At 32.8% G+C, this 19,683-nt stretch carries 17 protein-coding genes and 1 pseudogene; 13 read left to right on the forward strand and 5 right to left on the reverse strand.

Annotated elements, in window-relative coordinates:
- Window positions 1-251, forward strand: a pseudogene (locus RYK07_RS00760) (TIGR00341 family protein); the annotation flags it as partial.
- Between the two features lie 351 nt (window positions 252-602).
- Here RYK07_RS00760 and RYK07_RS00765 read toward each other — a convergent pair.
- Window positions 603-797: a hypothetical protein gene (locus tag RYK07_RS00765; protein WP_314851941.1), complete on the reverse strand. Its 195-nt coding sequence runs from the start codon at window positions 795-797 to the stop codon at window positions 603-605.
- Between the two features lie 341 nt (window positions 798-1,138).
- Between RYK07_RS00765 and RYK07_RS00770 the strand changes: the two genes are divergently transcribed.
- Together RYK07_RS00770 and RYK07_RS00775 are read left to right on the forward strand one after the other, a co-directional pair.
- Entirely contained in the window at window positions 1,139-1,837 is a 699-nt protein-coding gene (locus RYK07_RS00770) for an MgtC/SapB family protein (RefSeq protein WP_314851942.1), read from the forward strand.
- A gap of 89 nt (window positions 1,838-1,926) precedes the next feature.
- Entirely contained in the window at window positions 1,927-2,889 is a 963-nt protein-coding gene (locus tag RYK07_RS00775; RefSeq protein WP_314851943.1) for an ADP-ribosylglycohydrolase family protein, read from the forward strand.
- Between the two features lie 8 nt (window positions 2,890-2,897).
- Here RYK07_RS00775 and RYK07_RS00780 read toward each other — a convergent pair whose 3' ends face one another.
- Window positions 2,898-3,152 (reverse strand): hypothetical protein, encoded by a 255-nt coding sequence (locus tag RYK07_RS00780; RefSeq protein WP_314851944.1) that lies wholly within the window; start codon window positions 3,150-3,152, stop codon window positions 2,898-2,900.
- A 143-nt stretch (window positions 3,153-3,295) separates the two neighbouring features.
- Between RYK07_RS00780 and ylqF the strand changes: the two genes are divergently transcribed.
- The 8 genes from ylqF (at window position 3,296) to codY (ending at window position 12,122) form a co-directional block, all read left to right on the forward strand.
- On the forward strand, window positions 3,296-4,153 hold the full coding sequence (gene ylqF, locus RYK07_RS00785; RefSeq protein WP_314851945.1) for a ribosome biogenesis GTPase YlqF: 858 nt from the start codon (window positions 3,296-3,298) through the stop codon (window positions 4,151-4,153).
- A 1-nt stretch (window position 4,154) separates the two neighbouring features.
- Window positions 4,155-4,928, forward strand: coding sequence for a ribonuclease HII (locus RYK07_RS00790; protein ID WP_314451422.1), 774 nt, complete (start codon window positions 4,155-4,157; stop codon window positions 4,926-4,928).
- Between the two features lie 70 nt (window positions 4,929-4,998).
- Window positions 4,999-5,865, forward strand: a complete 867-nt coding sequence (gene dprA / locus RYK07_RS00795; protein WP_314451423.1) for a DNA-processing protein DprA — start codon at window positions 4,999-5,001, stop codon at window positions 5,863-5,865.
- Window positions 5,866-5,970: 105 nt separating this feature from the next.
- Window positions 5,971-8,040: a type I DNA topoisomerase gene (topA, locus tag RYK07_RS00800; protein WP_314851946.1), complete on the forward strand. Its 2,070-nt coding sequence runs from the start codon at window positions 5,971-5,973 to the stop codon at window positions 8,038-8,040.
- Between the two features lie 364 nt (window positions 8,041-8,404).
- Entirely contained in the window at window positions 8,405-9,346 is a 942-nt protein-coding gene (gene xerC / locus RYK07_RS00805) for a tyrosine recombinase XerC (RefSeq protein ID WP_314851947.1), read from the forward strand.
- An 11-nt stretch (window positions 9,347-9,357) separates the two neighbouring features.
- Window positions 9,358-9,885, forward strand: coding sequence for an HslVU peptidase proteolytic subunit (gene hslV / locus RYK07_RS00810; RefSeq protein WP_006702671.1), 528 nt, complete (start codon window positions 9,358-9,360; stop codon window positions 9,883-9,885).
- 11 nt (window positions 9,886-9,896) lie between these two features.
- Window positions 9,897-11,303: an ATP-dependent protease ATPase subunit HslU gene (hslU, locus tag RYK07_RS00815; RefSeq protein ID WP_314451425.1), complete on the forward strand. Its 1,407-nt coding sequence runs from the start codon at window positions 9,897-9,899 to the stop codon at window positions 11,301-11,303.
- 15 nt (window positions 11,304-11,318) lie between these two features.
- The gene (gene codY, locus RYK07_RS00820) at window positions 11,319-12,122 is read left to right on the forward strand and encodes a GTP-sensing pleiotropic transcriptional regulator CodY (RefSeq protein ID WP_314851948.1); all 804 of its coding nucleotides are present in this window, start codon (window positions 11,319-11,321) and stop codon (window positions 12,120-12,122) included.
- Window positions 12,123-12,300: 178 nt separating this feature from the next.
- Here the strand turns inward: codY and plsY are convergent, their stop codons facing one another.
- Window positions 12,301-12,903: a glycerol-3-phosphate 1-O-acyltransferase PlsY gene (gene plsY, locus RYK07_RS00825; protein WP_314851949.1), complete on the reverse strand. Its 603-nt coding sequence runs from the start codon at window positions 12,901-12,903 to the stop codon at window positions 12,301-12,303.
- A 173-nt stretch (window positions 12,904-13,076) separates the two neighbouring features.
- Here plsY and parE point away from each other — a divergent pair, with 173 nt between their 5' ends.
- Together parE and parC are read left to right on the forward strand one after the other, a co-directional pair.
- Window positions 13,077-15,125 (forward strand): DNA topoisomerase IV subunit B, encoded by a 2,049-nt coding sequence (gene parE, locus RYK07_RS00830; RefSeq protein WP_314851950.1) that lies wholly within the window; start codon window positions 13,077-13,079, stop codon window positions 15,123-15,125.
- A gap of 1 nt (window position 15,126) precedes the next feature.
- The gene (gene parC, locus RYK07_RS00835) at window positions 15,127-17,583 is read left to right on the forward strand and encodes a DNA topoisomerase IV subunit A (RefSeq protein WP_314851951.1); all 2,457 of its coding nucleotides are present in this window, start codon (window positions 15,127-15,129) and stop codon (window positions 17,581-17,583) included.
- A 192-nt stretch (window positions 17,584-17,775) separates the two neighbouring features.
- Here parC and RYK07_RS00840 read toward each other — a convergent pair whose 3' ends face one another.
- Window positions 17,776-18,969, reverse strand: a complete 1,194-nt coding sequence (locus RYK07_RS00840; protein ID WP_314851952.1) for a putative glycoside hydrolase — start codon at window positions 18,967-18,969, stop codon at window positions 17,776-17,778.
- A 7-nt stretch (window positions 18,970-18,976) separates the two neighbouring features.
- On the reverse strand, window positions 18,977-19,609 hold the full coding sequence (locus tag RYK07_RS00845) for a YkyA family protein (RefSeq protein WP_314851953.1): 633 nt from the start codon (window positions 19,607-19,609) through the stop codon (window positions 18,977-18,979).
- Between the last annotated feature and the right edge of the window lie 74 nt (window positions 19,610-19,683).

Here is a 19,683-nt window from a genome sequence, read left to right on the forward strand (position 1 = left end):
ATGAATTGGTCTTGACGGTTGTTGGAGATCCGATTTCAGAAGAAGAATTAGAAACTATTCGCCAAAAACAAGCCTCTTACGGTATTCAATCTGTTCAATTGAAAGTCAAGCAATTCCATAATTCGGAAAAATTAGATAGTGAGACGATCAAGGAATTTTACGAAAACATTGACAAGTATATCGAACAAAAACTCTCTGAAAAAGATTTACAAAACGATCGCGCAAAAGAAAATGAAGCAGACAAGAATTGAGGATATTGACTTGTCTAATTCATGAAAGCAAATCTTGGGAGGATATCCTATATCCAAAAGTTGGTGGATAGAAAGACTTGTTGATGAGGATATTATTTGTGTTGATTTGATCAATCACTACTAGGTTAATTTGACAAATGAAATTATTAAAATTTTCAACAAAGGTTTGTAGATAAAGATTTTCTTCTTCACAAGTTAGGATTTTGTAAAAATGCAATTCACTTGCGAGGTGGCTTTGTAAGGTGTCAAAAAAACGTTCAACCCGTCCTTTTGCTAGAGGAACAGAGGTAGTTATCTAGGGAAAAACCTAGAGCTTTACACATATATCTATATTGAGTAAGGATTCCTTTGTCAGAAGAGGAATCCTTCTTTTTTCTGATTATAGATAAAAACAGGATATCTAACCGTTAAAATTTTAATAGGAATACCGTATTTTTCTAAAAATTGAGGTGTTACTTGGTAATAGCCTTTCAATGCTTCTTGATGATCAAAATAAGCTTCGAGATTCATCCCAGTGCAATCATCCACATAAATATATAAATTCACACTTCTTCTCCAAACAAAACAAAAGGTGAAGCATCCATCTGTAATAATTCACCAGTGTATTTTTTCTAGGACGAGCCTTTTCTAAAGGGACTATATTTTCTTCTTTAAATTTTTCATTCATGTTTAGATAATTCTCCATAAAATCCCTCTATAAAATTAGAATAAATTTATTGTAACATTACCTGGGAAATTTTTACTTGTATTTTATTGAGACATTATCACTTGTGTTTAACAAAAAATATATCAATCACTTCATTCAGCTTGACTTTTTCATTTAAAAATTATACGATAATAAGCATTCTATGGGAACGATATCAAGAATTGTAGAAAGGAGAAGTTAAATGAATCAAATATTTTTACATCAATTTGATGCTTTGTTAGAATTACGCCATTTTTTATCCATCATTCTTGCATGTTTATGTGGATGGGCGATCGGATATGAGCGTAAGTCGAGAAATAAACAAGCGGGGGTGAAAACTCACGTGATTGTTGCATTAGCTTCTGCTTTAATGATGATTGTTTCAAAAGAAGCTTTTTGGGAAACTCCTGATGCAGCAGATACGACACGTATTGCAGCTCAAATCGTTAGTGGTATCAGCTTTATCGGTGGGGGCATTATTTATATGCGTGATATGCGTGTTAGTGGTGTTACAACAGCTGCTGGTTTATGGGCAACTTCGGGAATTGGAATGGCTATTGGCGGAGGATTTTGGTTCTTTGGAAGTGTGTGTTGTGCAGTTGTAGTGATTGTACAATTATTGACGCATCGTAAAATTAGTGTGAATCGAAAAATGTATCAATTAAATATTACTGGAATGATTAGTCATCTGAATGTTATTCATGATATTCATAAACATTGTAATTTAAAACAATATCAAGCAGCAAACGTTGAAGTGAAAAAAGTTTCAGATGGATACGAGCTTTATATTCAAATTGATAATGATGCTCGAGTTTTTGTTCAAGATTTTAAAAAGACTATTCAAGAAAAGGGAATTGATTTTAAAATTAAGAAAGTTAAATTTAAAGCAACAATGGGATAATCAATATTAGAAAGCCTTGAAGGAGTTGTATAGCTCACTTCAAGGCTTTTTGTTTATGGTATAATACGCTTAAAGGAGGCTGCGATTGTATGAATAAACAAGAGAACTTAGAATCATTAAAAATAAAACTTTTTTCTGTTCTTTATGGACTTGTTATTGGAGATGCATTAGGAGTTCCAGTGGAGTTTGAAGAAAGAGATACTTACAGTGTTGTTGATATGGTAGGTTATGGTACGTATCATCAGCCTCCAGGTACTTGGTCAGATGATACTTCATTGACATTAGCCTTAATGGAACATTTAGGTGAAAAATCAGATTTAAAAATCTTAATGGATAAATTTGTTGCTTATCGTGAAGGTTATCTTACACCTTTTGGGGATTGTTTCGATATTGGGATTGCAACAAATGAAGCTATTGAGCGTTATTTATCAAGAATTTCACCTGATGAGTGTGGAGGAAATGATGAAAGGTCTAATGGGAATGGGGCTTTAATGAGAATTTCTCCATTAGTGTTCCTTTTGAATAAAAATTCCAATCTAAATGAGCAAGTTGAGTTAATAAAAAAATATACGACAGTAACTCATGGACATCCAAGGTCTATTGTTGCCTCTATTATTTATATTTTTCTATTAAAAGAATTGTTAATCCATGATTCACTTCCAGAAGTATTAGATTGTGTACAATTAAAATTAGAAGAAATATTTAGTCAAAATTCTGAGTACTGGGAAGAATATGAAAATTATTTTAAGGAAATTTTTGCTGATGAATTTTTTCATAAAAGTCGTGAGGAAATTAAATCGACAGGTTATGTGGTGGATACACTGAAAGCTTGTTTATGGTGTATAGGAACAACAAATAGTTTTAAAGATGCCGTATTGACAGCCGTGAATCTAGGAGAAGATACCGACACAATTGGCGCCATTACAGGTACACTTGCTGGAGCTAAATATTCTTTAGCATCAATCCCTGGAGAGTGGATAGAAAAATTAGCTAATAAAGACTTAATAGACGAAAAATGCGAACAGTTTTTTGAGGGAATTCTTCAAGAGTAATAAATCTATCATTTTTTCTTCAAGTAAAAATATAACAATATATCCAACACTTTCGTAATAATCCATAAAATGATGGCATAATAAAAGAAATAGAAAAAATAAGAAATACTGACAATGATTCCTAATAAGACAAAAATAACAATGGAAATTACCCAGAATAATTTTAAATAGAGTAATAGTTTTTCGCGAATGAAAAATTCTTCATTACTTAATGTTGATTGAGAACCATCAAATTTATCAATCAGTTGAATCAATTTTTTCATATCTTTCTTCCTTTCAAAATAAAAATAGTATTGTGATTATACACTAAAAGTTTGCCTGTGACTATGAATAATTTTGAAATAAAAAGGGAGTATGTTAAAATAGTTCAGAATAAAGTTACAAGTAGTAAGAAAGGGTGAAATTGATGGCAATGATACAATGGTATCCTGGACATATGGCAAAAGCTAAAAGAGAAGCAATTGAAAAACTAAAATTAGTAGATGTTGTAATCGAATTAGTTGATGCACGTATCCCGGAATCTAGTCGTAATCCAATTGTAAATGAGATTAAGGGACAAAAGAAACAATTAATGTTATTGAATAAAACTGATTTGGCTGATCCGATTCAAACAAAGAAATGGATGAAATATTACCAAGAAGAAGGAATTGAAGTTTTAACAGTTGAAGCTAAAGATGGTAAAGGATTGAATCAAGTAAAAGCAGCGATTAAAGCATTGATGGCAGAAGAATTTGAAAAATTAGCTGCAAAAGGAGTTCGTCCTCGTCCGATTCGTTTAATGGTATTAGGAATCCCAAATGTTGGAAAATCAACATTTATTAATCGTATGATTCAAAAAAATCAAGCTGAAACCGCGAATCGTCCTGGAGTTACCAAAGGACAACGTTGGTTAAAAATTGGTAATGATTTTGAATTATTAGATACGCCTGGTATTTTATGGCCAAAATTTGATAATCAAGAGATTGGGAATAAATTAGCTGTAACAGGAGCGATTAAAGATTCATTATTACATATGGATGATGTAGCATTATTTGCGATTAATATTTTTAGAACCTACTATACAGATGCATTAAGAAAACCTTATGGATTGAGTGAAGCTGATTTAGAATTATCTGATGTAGATTTATTATTACTGATTACGAAAAAGTTAGGATTCAAAGATGATTATGAACGTGCAAGTGAACGTATTATTTTTGATATTCGTGGTGGTAAATTAGGGCGATATACATTAGATACTGCACCAATTAGTTTGGAAGGTGTATAAAATGACTGAAAAATATAATATTAGTCAGATTAAAGAAATATTAAGTTCGATTCATTCGATTGAAGATCCAATGTTTCAACAATTAAGTTTAGATATGAGAAAAGGAGTGCAAACAGCACTCAAATCGTGTCAAAAAAGAATTGAAAAAGAACAAAAACGTGCAGAACATTTTATTGAAATGCAGTATTATGAAAGATTAGCTTATAAAGAAGGAGCTAGTTTTATTGCAGGAGTCGATGAAGTAGGACGTGGTCCATTAGCAGGTCCTGTAGTAGCTGCAGCAGTCATTTTACCGAAAAATATTGAAGATTTAGGTTTTGATGATTCTAAAAAATTATCTGCTTCTAAACGAGAAGAAATTTATCGACTCATTCAAGAAAAAGCTATTGCCATTGGAATTGGAATTGTGGATGCAGATATTATTGACCAAGTCAATATTTATCAAGCCAGTCGTTTAGCAATGCAACAAGCAGTCAGTGAATTAAAGATTCAACCGGATTATTTATTAATTGATGCGATGAAAATTGATGTGAATACACCTCAAATTGGCATCATTAAAGGAGATGCCAAGAGTATATCAATTGCAGCAGCAAGTATTGTTGCCAAACAAGTGCGTGATCAAATGATGCAAGAATTTGATGAATTATATCCTGGATATGATTTTTCTAATAATGCGGGTTATGGAACTCCAAAACACTTGGAAGGATTAAAATCTAAAGGAATTTGTCCAATTCATCGAAAAACTTTTGCTCCAATAAAAGATTATTTAGAATAAAAAATATTTTTAGCCTTTTTTTTCGTATATAACAAGTAGAAATGTTATTTCGAGAAAGAAGGTTATTTTTATGGAATGGACAAGAAGAACATTAATGATTGCAATGGCGATGAGGGATAAGGGAAGTAGTCAACAAAGATGGGAGTTGTATCAACGTTTATGTCAAAATGAATGGACAGAGGGAAAATTTACATTAGAAGCGATTCACCAGGAGTTAAGTTTAGAAGAGCTTGAATGGCTTAGAAATACTGATTTTACTAGTTTAGAATTACAGTATCGAAAAGAAAATATTCATTTTTTAATGTACGAAGACGTTCTATATCCACAACGTTTAAAAGAAATTTATTTACCACCAGTTGTGTTATTTTATAAAGGACGATTGGAGTTATTCAATCGTTTATCTATAGGAATTGTTGGAGCAAGAAATCATACTCCCTATAGCAAAGAAGCGCTAGAATATTTACTACCCGATATACTTGAAAGAAAAGTATCCATTATTAGTGGATTAGCTAGGGGAGTAGATAGTTTAGCGCATCAACTTACATTAGATTTAAATGGTGAAACGATTGCAGTTATCGGAAATGGCATTAATATTTGCTATCCAAAGGAAAATCAATCTTTGTATGATGCGATAGGGAGTAAAGGGCTGATACTGTCAGAATATCCATTAGATAGTCCACCTTTAAAATTTCATTTTCCTTATCGAAATCGAATTATTGCAGGATTAAGCCATGGATTATGTGTGATTGAGGCTAGATTGCATAGTGGAAGTTTAATTACCGCTAATGTCGCTTTAAGTGAAAATCGTCAATTGTTTGCTTTACCGGGTAATATTACAAGTGAATATTCTAAAGGAACAAATGAACTGATTACTGCTGGAGCTTTTCCAATAAGAAATGCGAATGATATTTTAGATTCTCTACATTATTTTCCATAAAATTTTTACGCTTATAGTTTTTGATTTGACAAACAAACTTTCGTTCGCTATGATGAATAACGATTATTGAAAACAAGCATTTACTTCTGTGAAGGGAGTTTCGATATGGTTAAGAAGAACTTGGTGATTGTCGAATCACCAACTAAAGCGAAAACAATTGAAAGATATTTAGGAAAAAATTTTAAAGTAGTGGCAAGTAAAGGTCACTTACGTGATTTACCAAAAAGTAAAATGGGAATCGATATTGAAAATAACTATGAACCTCATTATATTTCTATTCGTGGGAAAGGGGATTTAATCAAATCTTTGAAAAAAGAAGCGAGTAAAGCAGATGCTGTTTACCTTGCAAGTGACCCGGATAGAGAAGGGGAAGCTATTTCATGGCATTTAGCGCATTTATTAGGATTAGATACGACTAAACCAATTCGTGTAGAATTTAATGAGATTACAAAGGATGCTGTAAAAGAAGCCTTTAAAAATCCAAGAAATTTAGATATGGATTTAGTTGATGCACAACAAGCTCGACGCATTTTAGACCGATTAGTAGGATATACGATTTCTCCAATTTTATGGAAAAAAGTTAAAAAAGGCTTAAGTGCAGGTCGTGTACAAAGTATTGCTGTAAAATTAATTATTGATCGAGAAAGAGAAATTCAATCATTTGTTCCAGAAGAATATTGGACATTAGATGCAACTTTCCAAAAATCAACAAAGAAATTTTCAGCAAGTTATTATGGAACAACTGCAGAAAAAGTTGAATTAAAATCTCAAGATGAAGTGAATCAAGTTTTAAAACAAATTGATGAGAAATCACCATTTACCGTTCAAAAAGTAACGAAAAAGGAAAGAAGAAGAAATCCTGCTGCACCATTTACAACAAGTAGTTTGCAACAAGATGCTTCTAATAAATTAAACTTTAGAACTCGTAAAACAATGATGGTCGCTCAACAATTATATGAAGGTGTTTCATTAGGAAGACAAGGTTCAGTCGGTTTAATTACGTATATGCGTACAGACTCAACTCGTGTTTCTCAAACGGCTAAAGATGAAGCAAAATCATTTATTTTATCAGAGTATGGTAGTGAGTATTCAAACTCAACACGTTCAACAAAAGTATCTGAAGGAGCTCAAGATGCCCACGAAGCGATTCGTCCTTCATCTGTTATGAGAACGCCTGATTCGATTGCTTCTTACTTAACAAAAGATCAATTAAAACTGTATACATTAATTTGGTCTAGATTTGTTGCTAGTCAAATGTCTGCAGCTGTTTATGATACAGTTCAAGTTGAATTAGAGCAAAATCAGCAAGTATTCAAAGCTAATGGTTCTACGATTAAATTTGCTGGTTACCAAAAAGTGTATCAAGATAATACAGATTCAAAAAAATCAAATGTTTTACCTGAATTAGTTGAGGGAGACACAGTGTCTGTACAAAAATTAGATCCAGAACAACACTTTACTCAACCGCCGGCAAGATATTCAGAAGCAACTTTAATTAAAACATTAGAAGAAATTGGTGTTGGACGTCCTTCGACTTATGCTCCAACAATTGAAACGATTCAAAAACGTTATTATGTTAAATTAGTAGCGAAACGTTTTGAACCAACTGAATTGGGAGAAATTGTTCATCAAATGATTAATCATTATTTCCCGAATATTGTAGATACTCATTTTACTGCTGAAATGGAATCTGAATTAGACCAAATTGAAGCTGGAAAACAAGAGTGGGTGCAAGTAATCGATCGTTTCTATCAACCGTTTAAGGCTGAAGTGGATAAAGCAGAAATTCAAATTGAGAAAGTTCAAATTAAAGATGAACCTGCAGGTTTCGACTGTGAAGTTTGTGGAAGCCCAATGGTGATTAAGTTAGGACGTTTTGGCAAATTCTATGCGTGTAGTAATTTCCCGGATTGCCGTCATACTGCAGCCATTGTAAAAGAAATCGGTGTAACGTGTCCTCATTGTCAACAAGGACATGTCATTGAGAGAAAATCGAAGAAGAATCGTTTATTCTATGGATGTGACCGTTATCCTGAATGCGAATTTGTGTCATGGGATAAACCAGTAGGAAGAGAATGTCCGAAATGTTCTCACTATCTTGTAGAGAAAAAAGTAAAAAGTGGTAAACAAATTGTATGTAGCCATTGCGATTACAAAGAAGAAATTCAAAAATAATGATGAGAAGAAGCCGAAAGGCTTCTTTTTTTCGTAATAATTCAAAAGCTAAATAATAATTTTGGTGTAGTTGAGGACGCTAGCAGCCACCTTCGGTGTCTCATAGCTTAAATTTGAGCCTTGGTCTCAAATTTACCTGTAATAGTTTCTGCTTTCGCAGATCCTATTACTTTAACTAAAAAAAGAAGATTTAACTTTTGGATTATAGATAAATTAAAATTCTAACTGATCAATGAAATACTTTCCTAATAAAAATAAAAAATGATTTCTTTTGTAGTGAAAATTGTTTGGAAAATTTTGACAATTTAGTTGTCAGTTGTTAGAAACTATGCTACAGTTTTATATGGAGAAAGGATGTCGTTAAATGGAAGAACAATTTCATGCGTTTATTCAATATTTAACCGTTGAGCGAAGATATTCGATGAAAACAGTTGAAGCGTACCAACGTGATATTGAACAATTTTTAATGTTTTTAAAAGAAATTCCATTAACAAAATTATCAGAAGTTACGGCAGTGGATGTACGGATTTATCTAGGAAAATTACATCAACAACAATATAATCGTTCCAGTATTTCTCGTTTCTTATCCAGTCTTCGTTCGTTCTATCAATACTTATTAGAACACGACCTTGTTGAAGAAAATCCATTTGCGAGTGTTTCTTATAAAAAAGGACAAAAACGACTTCCTGAATTTTTTTATGAAGATGAGATGGAAAAATTTATTGCTTCCATTGATGGAAATCAGCCTTTAGACCAACGCAATCGTGCGTTAATTGAAGTATTATATGCTACAGGGATGCGTGTGAGTGAATTAACCGAATTAACTTTACAGCAAATAGATTTAAAAAATGGCGTTATTTTGGTCATTGGGAAAGGTTCAAAAGAACGTTATGTTCCAATAGGAGATTTTGCTACAGAAGCTTTACAGCTTTATTTAGAAGAAAGTAGAACTTCTTTAATGAGCCAATATAAAAAAGAACATGCTTTTGTATTCGTGAATCATTTAGGAGACCCGATAACAACAACAGGAGTTCGCTATATTTTAAATCAATTATTACAAGAAAGTGGATTACAACTAAAAATTCATCCGCATATGTTGCGACATACTTTTGCGACTCATTTACTAAATAATGGAGCAGATATGAAAACTGTTCAAGAATTATTAGGACACGTTAGTTTAAGTTCTACTCAAATTTATACACATGTCACAAAAGATGCATTGCAACAAAATTATCAATTATATTTTCCAAGAGCAAAACAAGAGGAAGATACTTTTGATGCATCCAAATTTAACCATAAACCATAGGAGGTTTTAAAATGACAACAATATGTGCCGTTAAAAAAGGAAATCAATCTGCAATTGCAGGTGACGGTCAAATTACAATGGGCGAGAGAATTATTATGAAAGGCAGCGCTAGAAAAATCAGACGTATTTTCGGTGGAGAAGTCGTTGTTGGTTTTGCTGGTGGGGTTGCAGATGCGATTACTTTAGAAGAAATGTTTGAAGATCAATTAAAGCAATTTAAAGGGAATTTGCAACGTGCAGCTATTGAACTAGCAAAACAATGGAGAACTGACCGTACCTTACAAAAATTAGAAGCGATGCTGATTGTAATGAATAAAGATCAATTATTATTAGTTTCAGGTACTGGTGAAGTGATTGAACCAGATGATGGGATTTTAACGATTGGTTCAGGTGGGAACTTTGCATTATCAGCTGCTAGAGCTTTATTACGTTTTGGGGATGAAAATTTAAGCGCAGAAGATATTGCAAGAGAAAGTTTAAAAGTTGCTTCAGAAATTGATGTGTATACAAATGATGCAATTATTACAGAAGTAGTATAGGAGACGGGAAAATGAATTCAAAAATTAGTAAGACACCTAGAGAGGTCGTACAAGAATTAGACCAATTTATTGTAGGTCAAGCTAGTGCAAAACGTGCTTTAGCAGTTGCTCTACGTAATCGTTATCGTCGATTATTATTAGATGAAGAAATGCAAAAAGAAGTGACGCCTAAAAACTTATTAATGATTGGACCAACTGGTGTAGGGAAAACAGAATTAGCGAGACGTTTAGCTAAATTAGTCGATGCTCCATTTGTTAAAGTAGAAGCCACTAAATTTACAGAAGTGGGTTATGTCGGTCGTGATGTAGAATCGATGGTTCGTGACTTAGTTGAAAATGCGATTAGTATTGTTCAGAAACAAAAACAAGAAGATGTACGTCCACAAGCTTATGATAAGGCTGTACGTAAATTAGCAAAAATTTTAAAACCTGGTATCATGAAAAAAGTGGCAAATCCTCAACAAGATTCTCTAATGAATTTATTCCAATCAATGGGCTTACCAAAAACAGACCTACCACAAGAGGAAAAAGAAGAAGTAACAGAGGAAATTGCTGCATCAAGACGTGAAATTGAGCAACAATTGAGAAATGGTTTATTAAAAAATCAAGAAGTAACGATTGAAGTAGAAGAAAAACCATTACGTATGGCTGGCAATTCAAATGGAATGGAGCAAATGATGCAAATTCAATCCATGTTAGACCAAATGACACCTAAAAAACGTTCAAAACGTACAGTTAGTGTAGAAGAAGCTTTAGATATTTTAACCGAACAAGAAGCAGATCAATTAGTGAATAAAGATGATGTACATGCAGAAGCATTAAAATTAGCAGAAACATCAGGAATTATTTTTATTGATGAGATTGATAAAATTGCTGCAAAAGGACATAATGGCGGGGAAGTTTCTAGAGAAGGGGTTCAAAGAGACATTTTACCTATCGTAGAAGGTAGCCAAGTTCAAACAAAATATGGTGCCATTCAAACAGATCATATTTTATTTATTGCTTCTGGAGCTTTCCATGTTGCTAAACCTAGTGATTTAATGCCTGAATTACAAGGTCGTTTCCCAATTCGTGTGGAATTACAAGATTTATCAAAAGAAGATTTCGAACGTATTTTAACAGAACCTAAAAATGCTCTATTAAAACAATATAAAGCATTATTGGCTACTGAAAATGTTGAAGTTATCTTTACAAAAGAAGCTGTCTCAGCACTTGCTAGAACAGCATTTGAAGTAAATAGTAATATGGAAAATATTGGCGCAAGAAGATTGCATACTATTCTAGAAACATTATTAGAAGAATTATTATTTGAAGCTCCTCAAATGCAAATGGGAAGCATTCAAATTACTGAGCAATATGTGGAATCAAAATTAAATACGATAACAGCTGATCGTGATTTAAGTCGTTATATTTTATAGGAAGGAGAGAGACCATTGCAACAAGTACTTAAAGATTTAAGAAAAATCAATACGGTTTTACAATATGATAATTTATGGACATTAGATGAAAAAGCCGATTTACCATTTAATACTTTAAGTGGTGTATTAGGAACTCTATTGAAAGTGGATTTATTTATTGCATCGCCAGAAGGTAGAATTTTAGGGGTTCATGATCAATTTAAGTTAAATAATGCTCGGATGCATGAATATGTTTCAACAAGACAATTTCCTGATTTTTATATGAACGCTTTGAATTCTATAGAAACAAATTTAGAAAATATATCAGTAGATGCTGAATTAACGATTTTTCCCGTGGAATTAAAACAGGAATATCTTGAAGCAAAAACAACAATTATTCCGATTTATGCTTCTGGGAACCGTTTAGGATTTGTTGTGATGGGAAAAGCTAAAGAGTCATTTTCAGCGGGGGATTTGATTTTAGCAGAGCATGCTGCAACTGTTATTGGAACAGAATTATTGCACTGGCAAACAAAACGAATTGAACAAGAAAACCGAGAAAAACAAAATGTCCATTTAGCTTTAAAATCTCTTTCTTATAGCGAAATTGAAGCCATTAAAATTATTTTATCATTATTTGATGGGATTGAATTACGATTTACTGCATTAAAAATTGCCAAAGAATTTGATATTACACGTACGGTAATTGTAAATGCGATTCGTAAACTAGAATCTGCGGGAGTACTTGAGAGTAGAAGTTTAGGAACAAAAGGAACATTTTTACGAATCAAGAACCAACACATTCACCAAGCATTGAATGCTGAACTAGCTAATTTATAGATAAAAAAAGAATAATCTACTCCTTTCAGTAGGTTATTCTTTTTGTTAGTAAATTCAGAACTTGTAGTAAAAAATGCAAATTTTGTAAAAAAGATAGGAAGAAAAATTTTTTGTAGTGAAATTACAAGAGACTCGAAGAGGCTACTGGCGACCTCACAAACAAAAAATATTTTTCTTCCTATCTTTTCTTCCATTTAAAAATATCAACTTTAGCTTCTGTGCCATTTAATATTCTTTGAATATTTGTGCGGTGTCGATAAATGATAAAGATATCTGCAAGTAATGCTATTGTTGTCAGAACCATATCTTGAAAATATAGAGATAAAAGAACACCAATTGAAATCGTAAGCATACTTGTAAAACTTACCATTTTTGAAATCGCTAAAGTCAAAATAAAGATTCCTAAACCAATTAGAAATAATACAGGTTGATACGCTAATATAACTCCAGCAAAAGTCGCAACAGCTTTGCCACCCTTAAAATTTGCAAATAATGGATACGTATGACCCATTACAGCAAATAATGCAATAATGAGAGGGGAAATCCCGTGTAAATCCATTTGCTTTAATAGAAGAACACTAATCGAACCTTTTAAAAGATCCATTAATAAAACAATCGTTCCTGCCTTTTTACCAAGAATTCTAAAAGAATTCGTAGCCCCTAAATTTCCACTTCCGTGTTGTCTAATATCAATTTGAAAAAACTTACGTCCAATCCATAATCCAGAAGGAATGGATCCTAATAAGTATGCCATCGTAGCACCTAAAAAAATGGATAGCATAGATATGTCTTTCTCCTTTATTCGTTAAATTTAAATTATACTTATTGATTATAGCATATTTTAAAAAAATTAGTATGTTTTTAAAGGGAGTTAGGAAGAATTCTTGCAATATTTGAAAAATTAAGTATGATAGAGTAGATATGTTTTATAAATAGGAAGAAGGAGAGTCGTGAATGAGTAAAGTCACTAACCAATATAATGATGATTCAATTCAAGTATTAGAAGGCTTAGAAGCCGTTCGAAAACGTCCAGGGATGTATATCGGTTCAACTGACCATCGTGGATTGCATCATCTTGCATATGAAATTGTTGATAATGCAGTCGATGAAGCCTTATCTGGATATGCAAGTAAGATTGATGTCACAATTCATAAAGATGGTTCACTATCTGTTAGAGATAATGGACGTGGAATGCCAACCGGAAAACATGCTTCAGGAATTCCAACCATTCAAGTCATTTTTACCGTTTTACATGCTGGTGGTAAATTTGGACAAGGTGGATATAAAACTTCTGGAGGACTTCATGGGGTAGGAGCCAGTGTTGTAAATGCCTTATCTGATTGGTTAGAAGTAGAAGTATTACGTGATGGTGTATTATATACTCAAACATTTAAAACAGGTGGAGAAAAAGTTAGTTCCATTAAAAAAGAAAAAACAAATCGTAAAGGTTCTGGGACAACAGTTCGTTTCTTACCAAGCAAACATATTTTTTCAACTATCGTTTGGTCTTATGAAACTTTAGCGGAACGTTTACGCGAATCTGCCTTTTTATTAAAAGGATTAACGATTACATTAACGGATGAAAGAACGGATACAAGTGATGTATTTTGTTATGAAGAAGGTATTCGTAATTTTATTCAATATTTAAATGAAGAAAAAGATACTTTATCTCCAATTGTAGATTTCAATAGTACGATTGATGGAGTAGAAACAGAATTTGCCTTCCAATATAATGATGGCTATTCTGAAACAATTTTATCATTTGTTAATAATGTTCGTACAAAAGATGGTGGAACTCACGAAGTAGGAATGAAAACTGCCTTAACAAAAGCTTTTAATGAATATGCTCGTAAAGTGGGTCTATTAAAAGAAAAAGATAAAAATCTAGAAGGTAGTGACGTTCGTGAAGGATTAACAGCGATTGTTTCTTTACGTGTTCCGGAAGAGATTTTACAATTTGAAGGACAAACGAAGGATAAATTAGGAACTCCTGCTGCAAGAAGTATTGTTGATAATACGATTTTTGAACAATTAGGAATCTTTTTAACAGAAAATGGTGAAATCGCTCAAGAATTAATTCGTAAAGCTCTAAAAGCAAGAGAAGCACGTGAAGCGAGTCGTAAAGCAAGAGAAGAGAGCCGTAATGGTAAAAAAGGAAAGAAAAAAGAAACTCTTCTATCTGGTAAATTAACACCTGCTCAAGGGAAAAATCCTAAAAAGAATGAGCTTTACTTGGTAGAGGGAGATTCTGCGGGTGGTTCAGCGAAACAAGGACGTGACCGTAAATTCCAAGCAATCTTACCATTACGAGGAAAAGTTATTAATACTGAGAAAGCTTCTTTATCTGATATTTTAAAAAATGAAGAAATTAATACAATCATTTACACAATTGGTGCTGGAGTTGGGAATGACTTTAATATTGAAGATTGTAATTACGATAAAATTGTCATTATGACCGATGCCGATACCGATGGAGCTCATATTCAAGTATTACTATTAACATTCTTCTATCGTTATATGAAGCCATTAATCGAGGCAGGAAAAGTCTATTTAGCTTTACCACCATTGTTTAAGATTTCAAAAGGTACTGGTAAGAAACAAGTTGTAGAATATGCTTGGACTGAAAAAGAATTAGAAGAAAAAATTAAAAAAGTTGGTAAAGGTTACTTATTACAACGTTATAAAGGTCTTGGGGAAATGAATGCAGACCAATTATGGGAAACAACGATGAACCCTGAGACTAGAACATTGATTCGTGTTGTTATTGATGATAAAGCTCAAGCTGAACGTCGTGTAAGTACATTAATGGGGAATAAAGTTGAGCCACGTAGAAAATGGATTGAAAGTCATGTGGAATTTAGCTTAGAAGATGGAAAGAGTATTTTAGAAACAGAAGGGCATTTAACAGTGAATGAACAACCAAAAGTTTCTAAAACAAAAAAAGAAGAAATAAATTCTCCATCATCTGTTGAACAATTATCACTATTAATGGAGGAGGAATAATATGAGCATGCAGCAAGATATCCAAGAGTTAAATCTTGAAGATGTAATGGGCGATCGCTTTGGACGTTATTCCAAATATATTATTCAAGATCGTGCCTTACCAGATATTCGTGATGGATTAAAACCTGTACAAAGACGTATTTTATATGCGATGTTTGTAGAAGGAAATACGAGTGAAAAACAATTTAGAAAATCTGCTAAAACTGTTGGTAATGTAATTGGTAATTATCATCCTCACGGGGATTCATCGGTTTATGAAGCGATGGTTCGTTTAAGTCAGGATTGGAAATTAAGAGATGTTTTAGTAGAAATGCATGGGAATAACGGTAGTATGGATGGAGACCCAGCTGCAGCTATGCGTTATACGGAAGCTCGTTTATCAAAAATTTCTGAAGAATTATTACGTGATTTAGACAAAAAAACGGTTGATTTTGTATTAAACTTTGATGATACAGAAGAAGAACCAACAGTTTTACCAGCTCGATTCCCGAATTTATTAGTCAATGGTGCTACCGGGATTTCTGCTGGTTATGCAACTGAAATTCCAACACATAATTTAGGTGAAGTCATTGATGCAACGATTCATACCATTGATCACCCTAAAGCAACGGTTAAGGAATTAATGCAATTTGTAAAGGGTCCAGATTTTCCAACGGGAGCAATCATTCAAGGAATTGATGAATTAGAACAAGCGTATGAAACCGGTAAAGGTAAAGTAGTGGTTCGTTCTAAAACATCCATTGAAGCCATTAAAGGTGGAAAGAGTCAAATTGTTGTCACTGAAATTCCTTATGAAGTAAATAAGGCATTATTAGTGAAGAAAATTGATGAGATTCGTTTAAATAAAAAAATTGAAGGGATTGCCGAAGTACGAGACGAATCAGACCGTACTGGATTACAAATTGTCATTGAGTTGAAAAAAGAAGCAAATGCAGAAGGAATTTTAAATTATTTATTAAAAAATACTGAGCTTCAAATTAATTATAATTTCAATATGGTTGCGATTGATGCTAGACGTCCAATGCAAGTTGGGTTAAAGAAAATACTCGATTCTTATATTGCTCATCAAAAAGAAGTTATTACAAAAAGAACTCAATTTGACTTAAATAAAGCGCAAGATCGTTTGCATATTGTAGATGGTTTAATGAAAGCTTTATCGATTTTAGACGAAGTGATTGCATTAATTCGTAATAGTAATGATAAAAAAGATGCAAAAGAAAAATTAGTAGAAACTTATGATTTTACAATGACACAAGCAGAAGCAATCGTTAGCTTGCAATTATATCGTTTAACGAATACAGATATTACAATTTTACAAGAAGAAAAATTAGACTTAAATGAACGTGTTGCGACTTTAACAAGTATTTTGAAATCAGAAAAAACTTTATTACAAGTTATGAAACAAGAATTACGTGAATTAAAGAAAAAATATGCGACACCTCGTTTAACAGAAATTCAAGCGGAAATTAAAGAAATTAAAATTGAAACAGAGATTTTAATTCCAGAAGAAGAAGTGTATGTAGTAGCTACAAAACAAGGCTATTACAAACGAGTTAGTCCGCGTTCCTTTGCTTCGAGTGCTCCTGAAGAGAATGGATTGCGTGAAGGGGACGAAGTCTTACTTGTTCAAAAAGTATCGACTTTAGATAGTTTAGTGTTATTTACGTCTAAAGGGAATTATTTACATCTACCAGTTCATGAAATTCCTGAAGCAAAATGGAAAGATGTGGGGCATCATTTAAGTCAATCCATTTCTTTAGCGACTAACGAAATTATTTTAGCCGGAATGGTGAAAGAAAAAGATAGTAATGATGTTTATCAAGACTGGACAGTTGTATTCTTTACAAAAGAAGGACTTGTGAAACAAACTGCGCTGAATGAATTTAATACGTATCGAGGCTATAAAACTCGTACAAGTAATGCCATTAAATTAAAAACTGCAACGGATGAAGTAGTAGCTATTGAGCTAGTTCCAAATCAAGAGCAAGAAATTTTTATTGTGACTCATTGTGGTTTTGGCTTACGTTATGAATTAAGTGAAGTTCCTGTTGTAGGTACTGTTGCTAGTGGAGTTAAGGCGATTAATTTAAGAAAAGACGATTTTGTTGCTGGAGCAATGGTTTATAGTCCAGAACATAAAGTTGTTTCAGCCTTTTTAGCGACTCAACGTGGAGCGGTGAAACGCTTCAATGTTTTAGAAGTTTCTATGCTTACAAGAGCTAAGAGAGGATTAATGGTCTTACGAGAATTGAAGAATAATCCTCACCGTGTTGTTTATTTAGATGGAAATATTTCTTCAAAACAAGAATATATTATTGTTTCGACAAATGGAGAAATGAAAGAGATTCGTCCAATGGATTTAAGTTTAGTCGATCGTACAAGTAATGGTTCAGCATTGTTAAATGATGCAGATGGAGTTACGAAGACAGTATTGAAAAAATTTGTTTATGATTTTTAATAGACTTTCTGGGTATAGTAGTATTAGGACGCTAGCAAACTCGCTCTGCGAGTTTCATAGCTAAATTTTGAGCCTAGGTCTCAAAATTTCCTGCGTGATAAGCCCGGTTTGGCTTATCATGCTCATACTACTATAGAAAGTCTTTGGGGTATAAAAAAGACAGAATCAATTTGATTCTGTCTTTTCTTTGTCTTAAAAATCAATTTCTGTTGAATATTGACTGGCTGCATTCCATAGTAAGTATTCTTTAATACCAGCTTCTTTTAAAGCTCTAATTTCTTGGCTAATAACATCAGCTGTGTACAATTGGAAGTTTCCTTCACCTAAATAGTCAGCTGTAAAAGCTTGTATCCAAGGTCTTGAAGTAGGCGATGGATTTAAATCTTTCACATATCCATTTTCAATTTTCATATATTGAGTCACAATATCATATGGTTGCTTATCTGGATCTTTTACACCAAAAGCTCCATTTACCCAGTGACTTGGGAAAATCATTGGAGAAATAACATCTACATGATCTGCAATATTCGTGAATTTTTGTCCGATACCACCAATTTTAGAAGCAGTAATCGCGTGCGCTAAAATATCAGCCGAAAGGTGAACCCCATACGGTTTTAATTTTTCACGAACAAATGAGACGAAATCAGTAACTGCAGCGATACGTGCTTCATCCATATCAGTATAATCACTATAATCACCTAAATCGTAATCTAAGTATTTTTCTACTAATTCAAACCCAAGAGGGAAACGAACATAGTCTAATTGAATATCTTTAAATCCAGCTTTAGCAGCACCTACTGCAATTTCAGCAATGTATTCCCAATTTTCTTTTAAGAAAGGATTTAGGAAAGATTCACCTTCATCATTTTCCCAAACAGTTCCCGCTAGAGTACGGAAGGTTAAATCTGGATTTTGATAAGGAACTAAGTGGTCCCCAAAACTTACGATTCGAGCAATTGGATAAATTTGATGTTTTTCCAAAGTTTTCAGTAATTGTTTTGTGTCTGTAATTTCATTAACAGTATTGTTTTGGATTGTTTGATTATTAGTTTCTAATGGCATAGTTATTTTACCATAACCATCTCGGACATCCACGACAACAGCATTAATGTCTGTTTTGTCTACGTAACGAACTATTCTATCTAGTTCTTCAGCTTTCGCTCTAAAAGCTTGAACATAAATTCCTTTTACACCTTCTTTAGGGTATGGAATATTAATACCAGAATCATAACTACTAGTTGTAGGGAAGTTTACAGGAACTTTTAATAAGCTAGAGGTTCTTAATGTTAATTTTTGTGTTACTTCTTCTTCAGCATGAACAGATTGAAAGAGTAGAACAACTATTCCTAGAAGAAGGACACGCATGATTCTGTTGACTGTTTTCATCAGCATCTTACTCCTTTCTAGCATTCAAACGAGCTTTTAAAATACGGATTGGTTTATCAATTGCTGAAAGAGGATCATTAATTTCTTCTAAAATATTTTGACGTTCCAATGCCGCTTCGTTTAATTCTTTAATTTTATCTTTCAAATCATCTTTTGATAATTTGTTTCCAGATATTTCAACAAAGAATTTTTGCTCATTATTCAATTGTTCTTCAGATTTTTTAATATAATCTGTTATACTGTCGACAATTTTTTGCAAGTTTGAACTTACAATTTTTATTTCAACACTTGGCAAGTCTTTGTCTTGTAAATTACTAAGGTGAGACGCATCATCACGAATCACTTTTAATGTTTTAGTAATTTGTTTTTGAATATCTTTTCTTTGTTGAAGATTATCAAAAACTTTACCTTTTTTCTTAGCGTAATTTGCTAGAGTCGAATCATCAGCGATATCATCTTCCCAATCACTTTGCAAATTGGCTTCAAAAGTTTGGATGTTGTTTAAATGATCAACAACCACAGGTAAGGTATCTTGTACTTCTTGAACAGTTTTTTCAGCACTCTTCTTTGTATTAGAGCAGGCTGCAAATACTAGCAAACTTGCACTAATCAAGAATACCTTCGTTGCAATTTTTTTCATAACGCACTCCTTACTTTGAGGCTGCATTCTTATAGAATGCGCGCATCTTAATTTATAGACACACAAATTACTTT

The sequence above is a fragment of the uncultured Granulicatella sp. genome, from assembly GCF_963528315.1.
Classification (GTDB): Bacteria; Bacillota; Bacilli; order Lactobacillales; family Aerococcaceae; genus Granulicatella.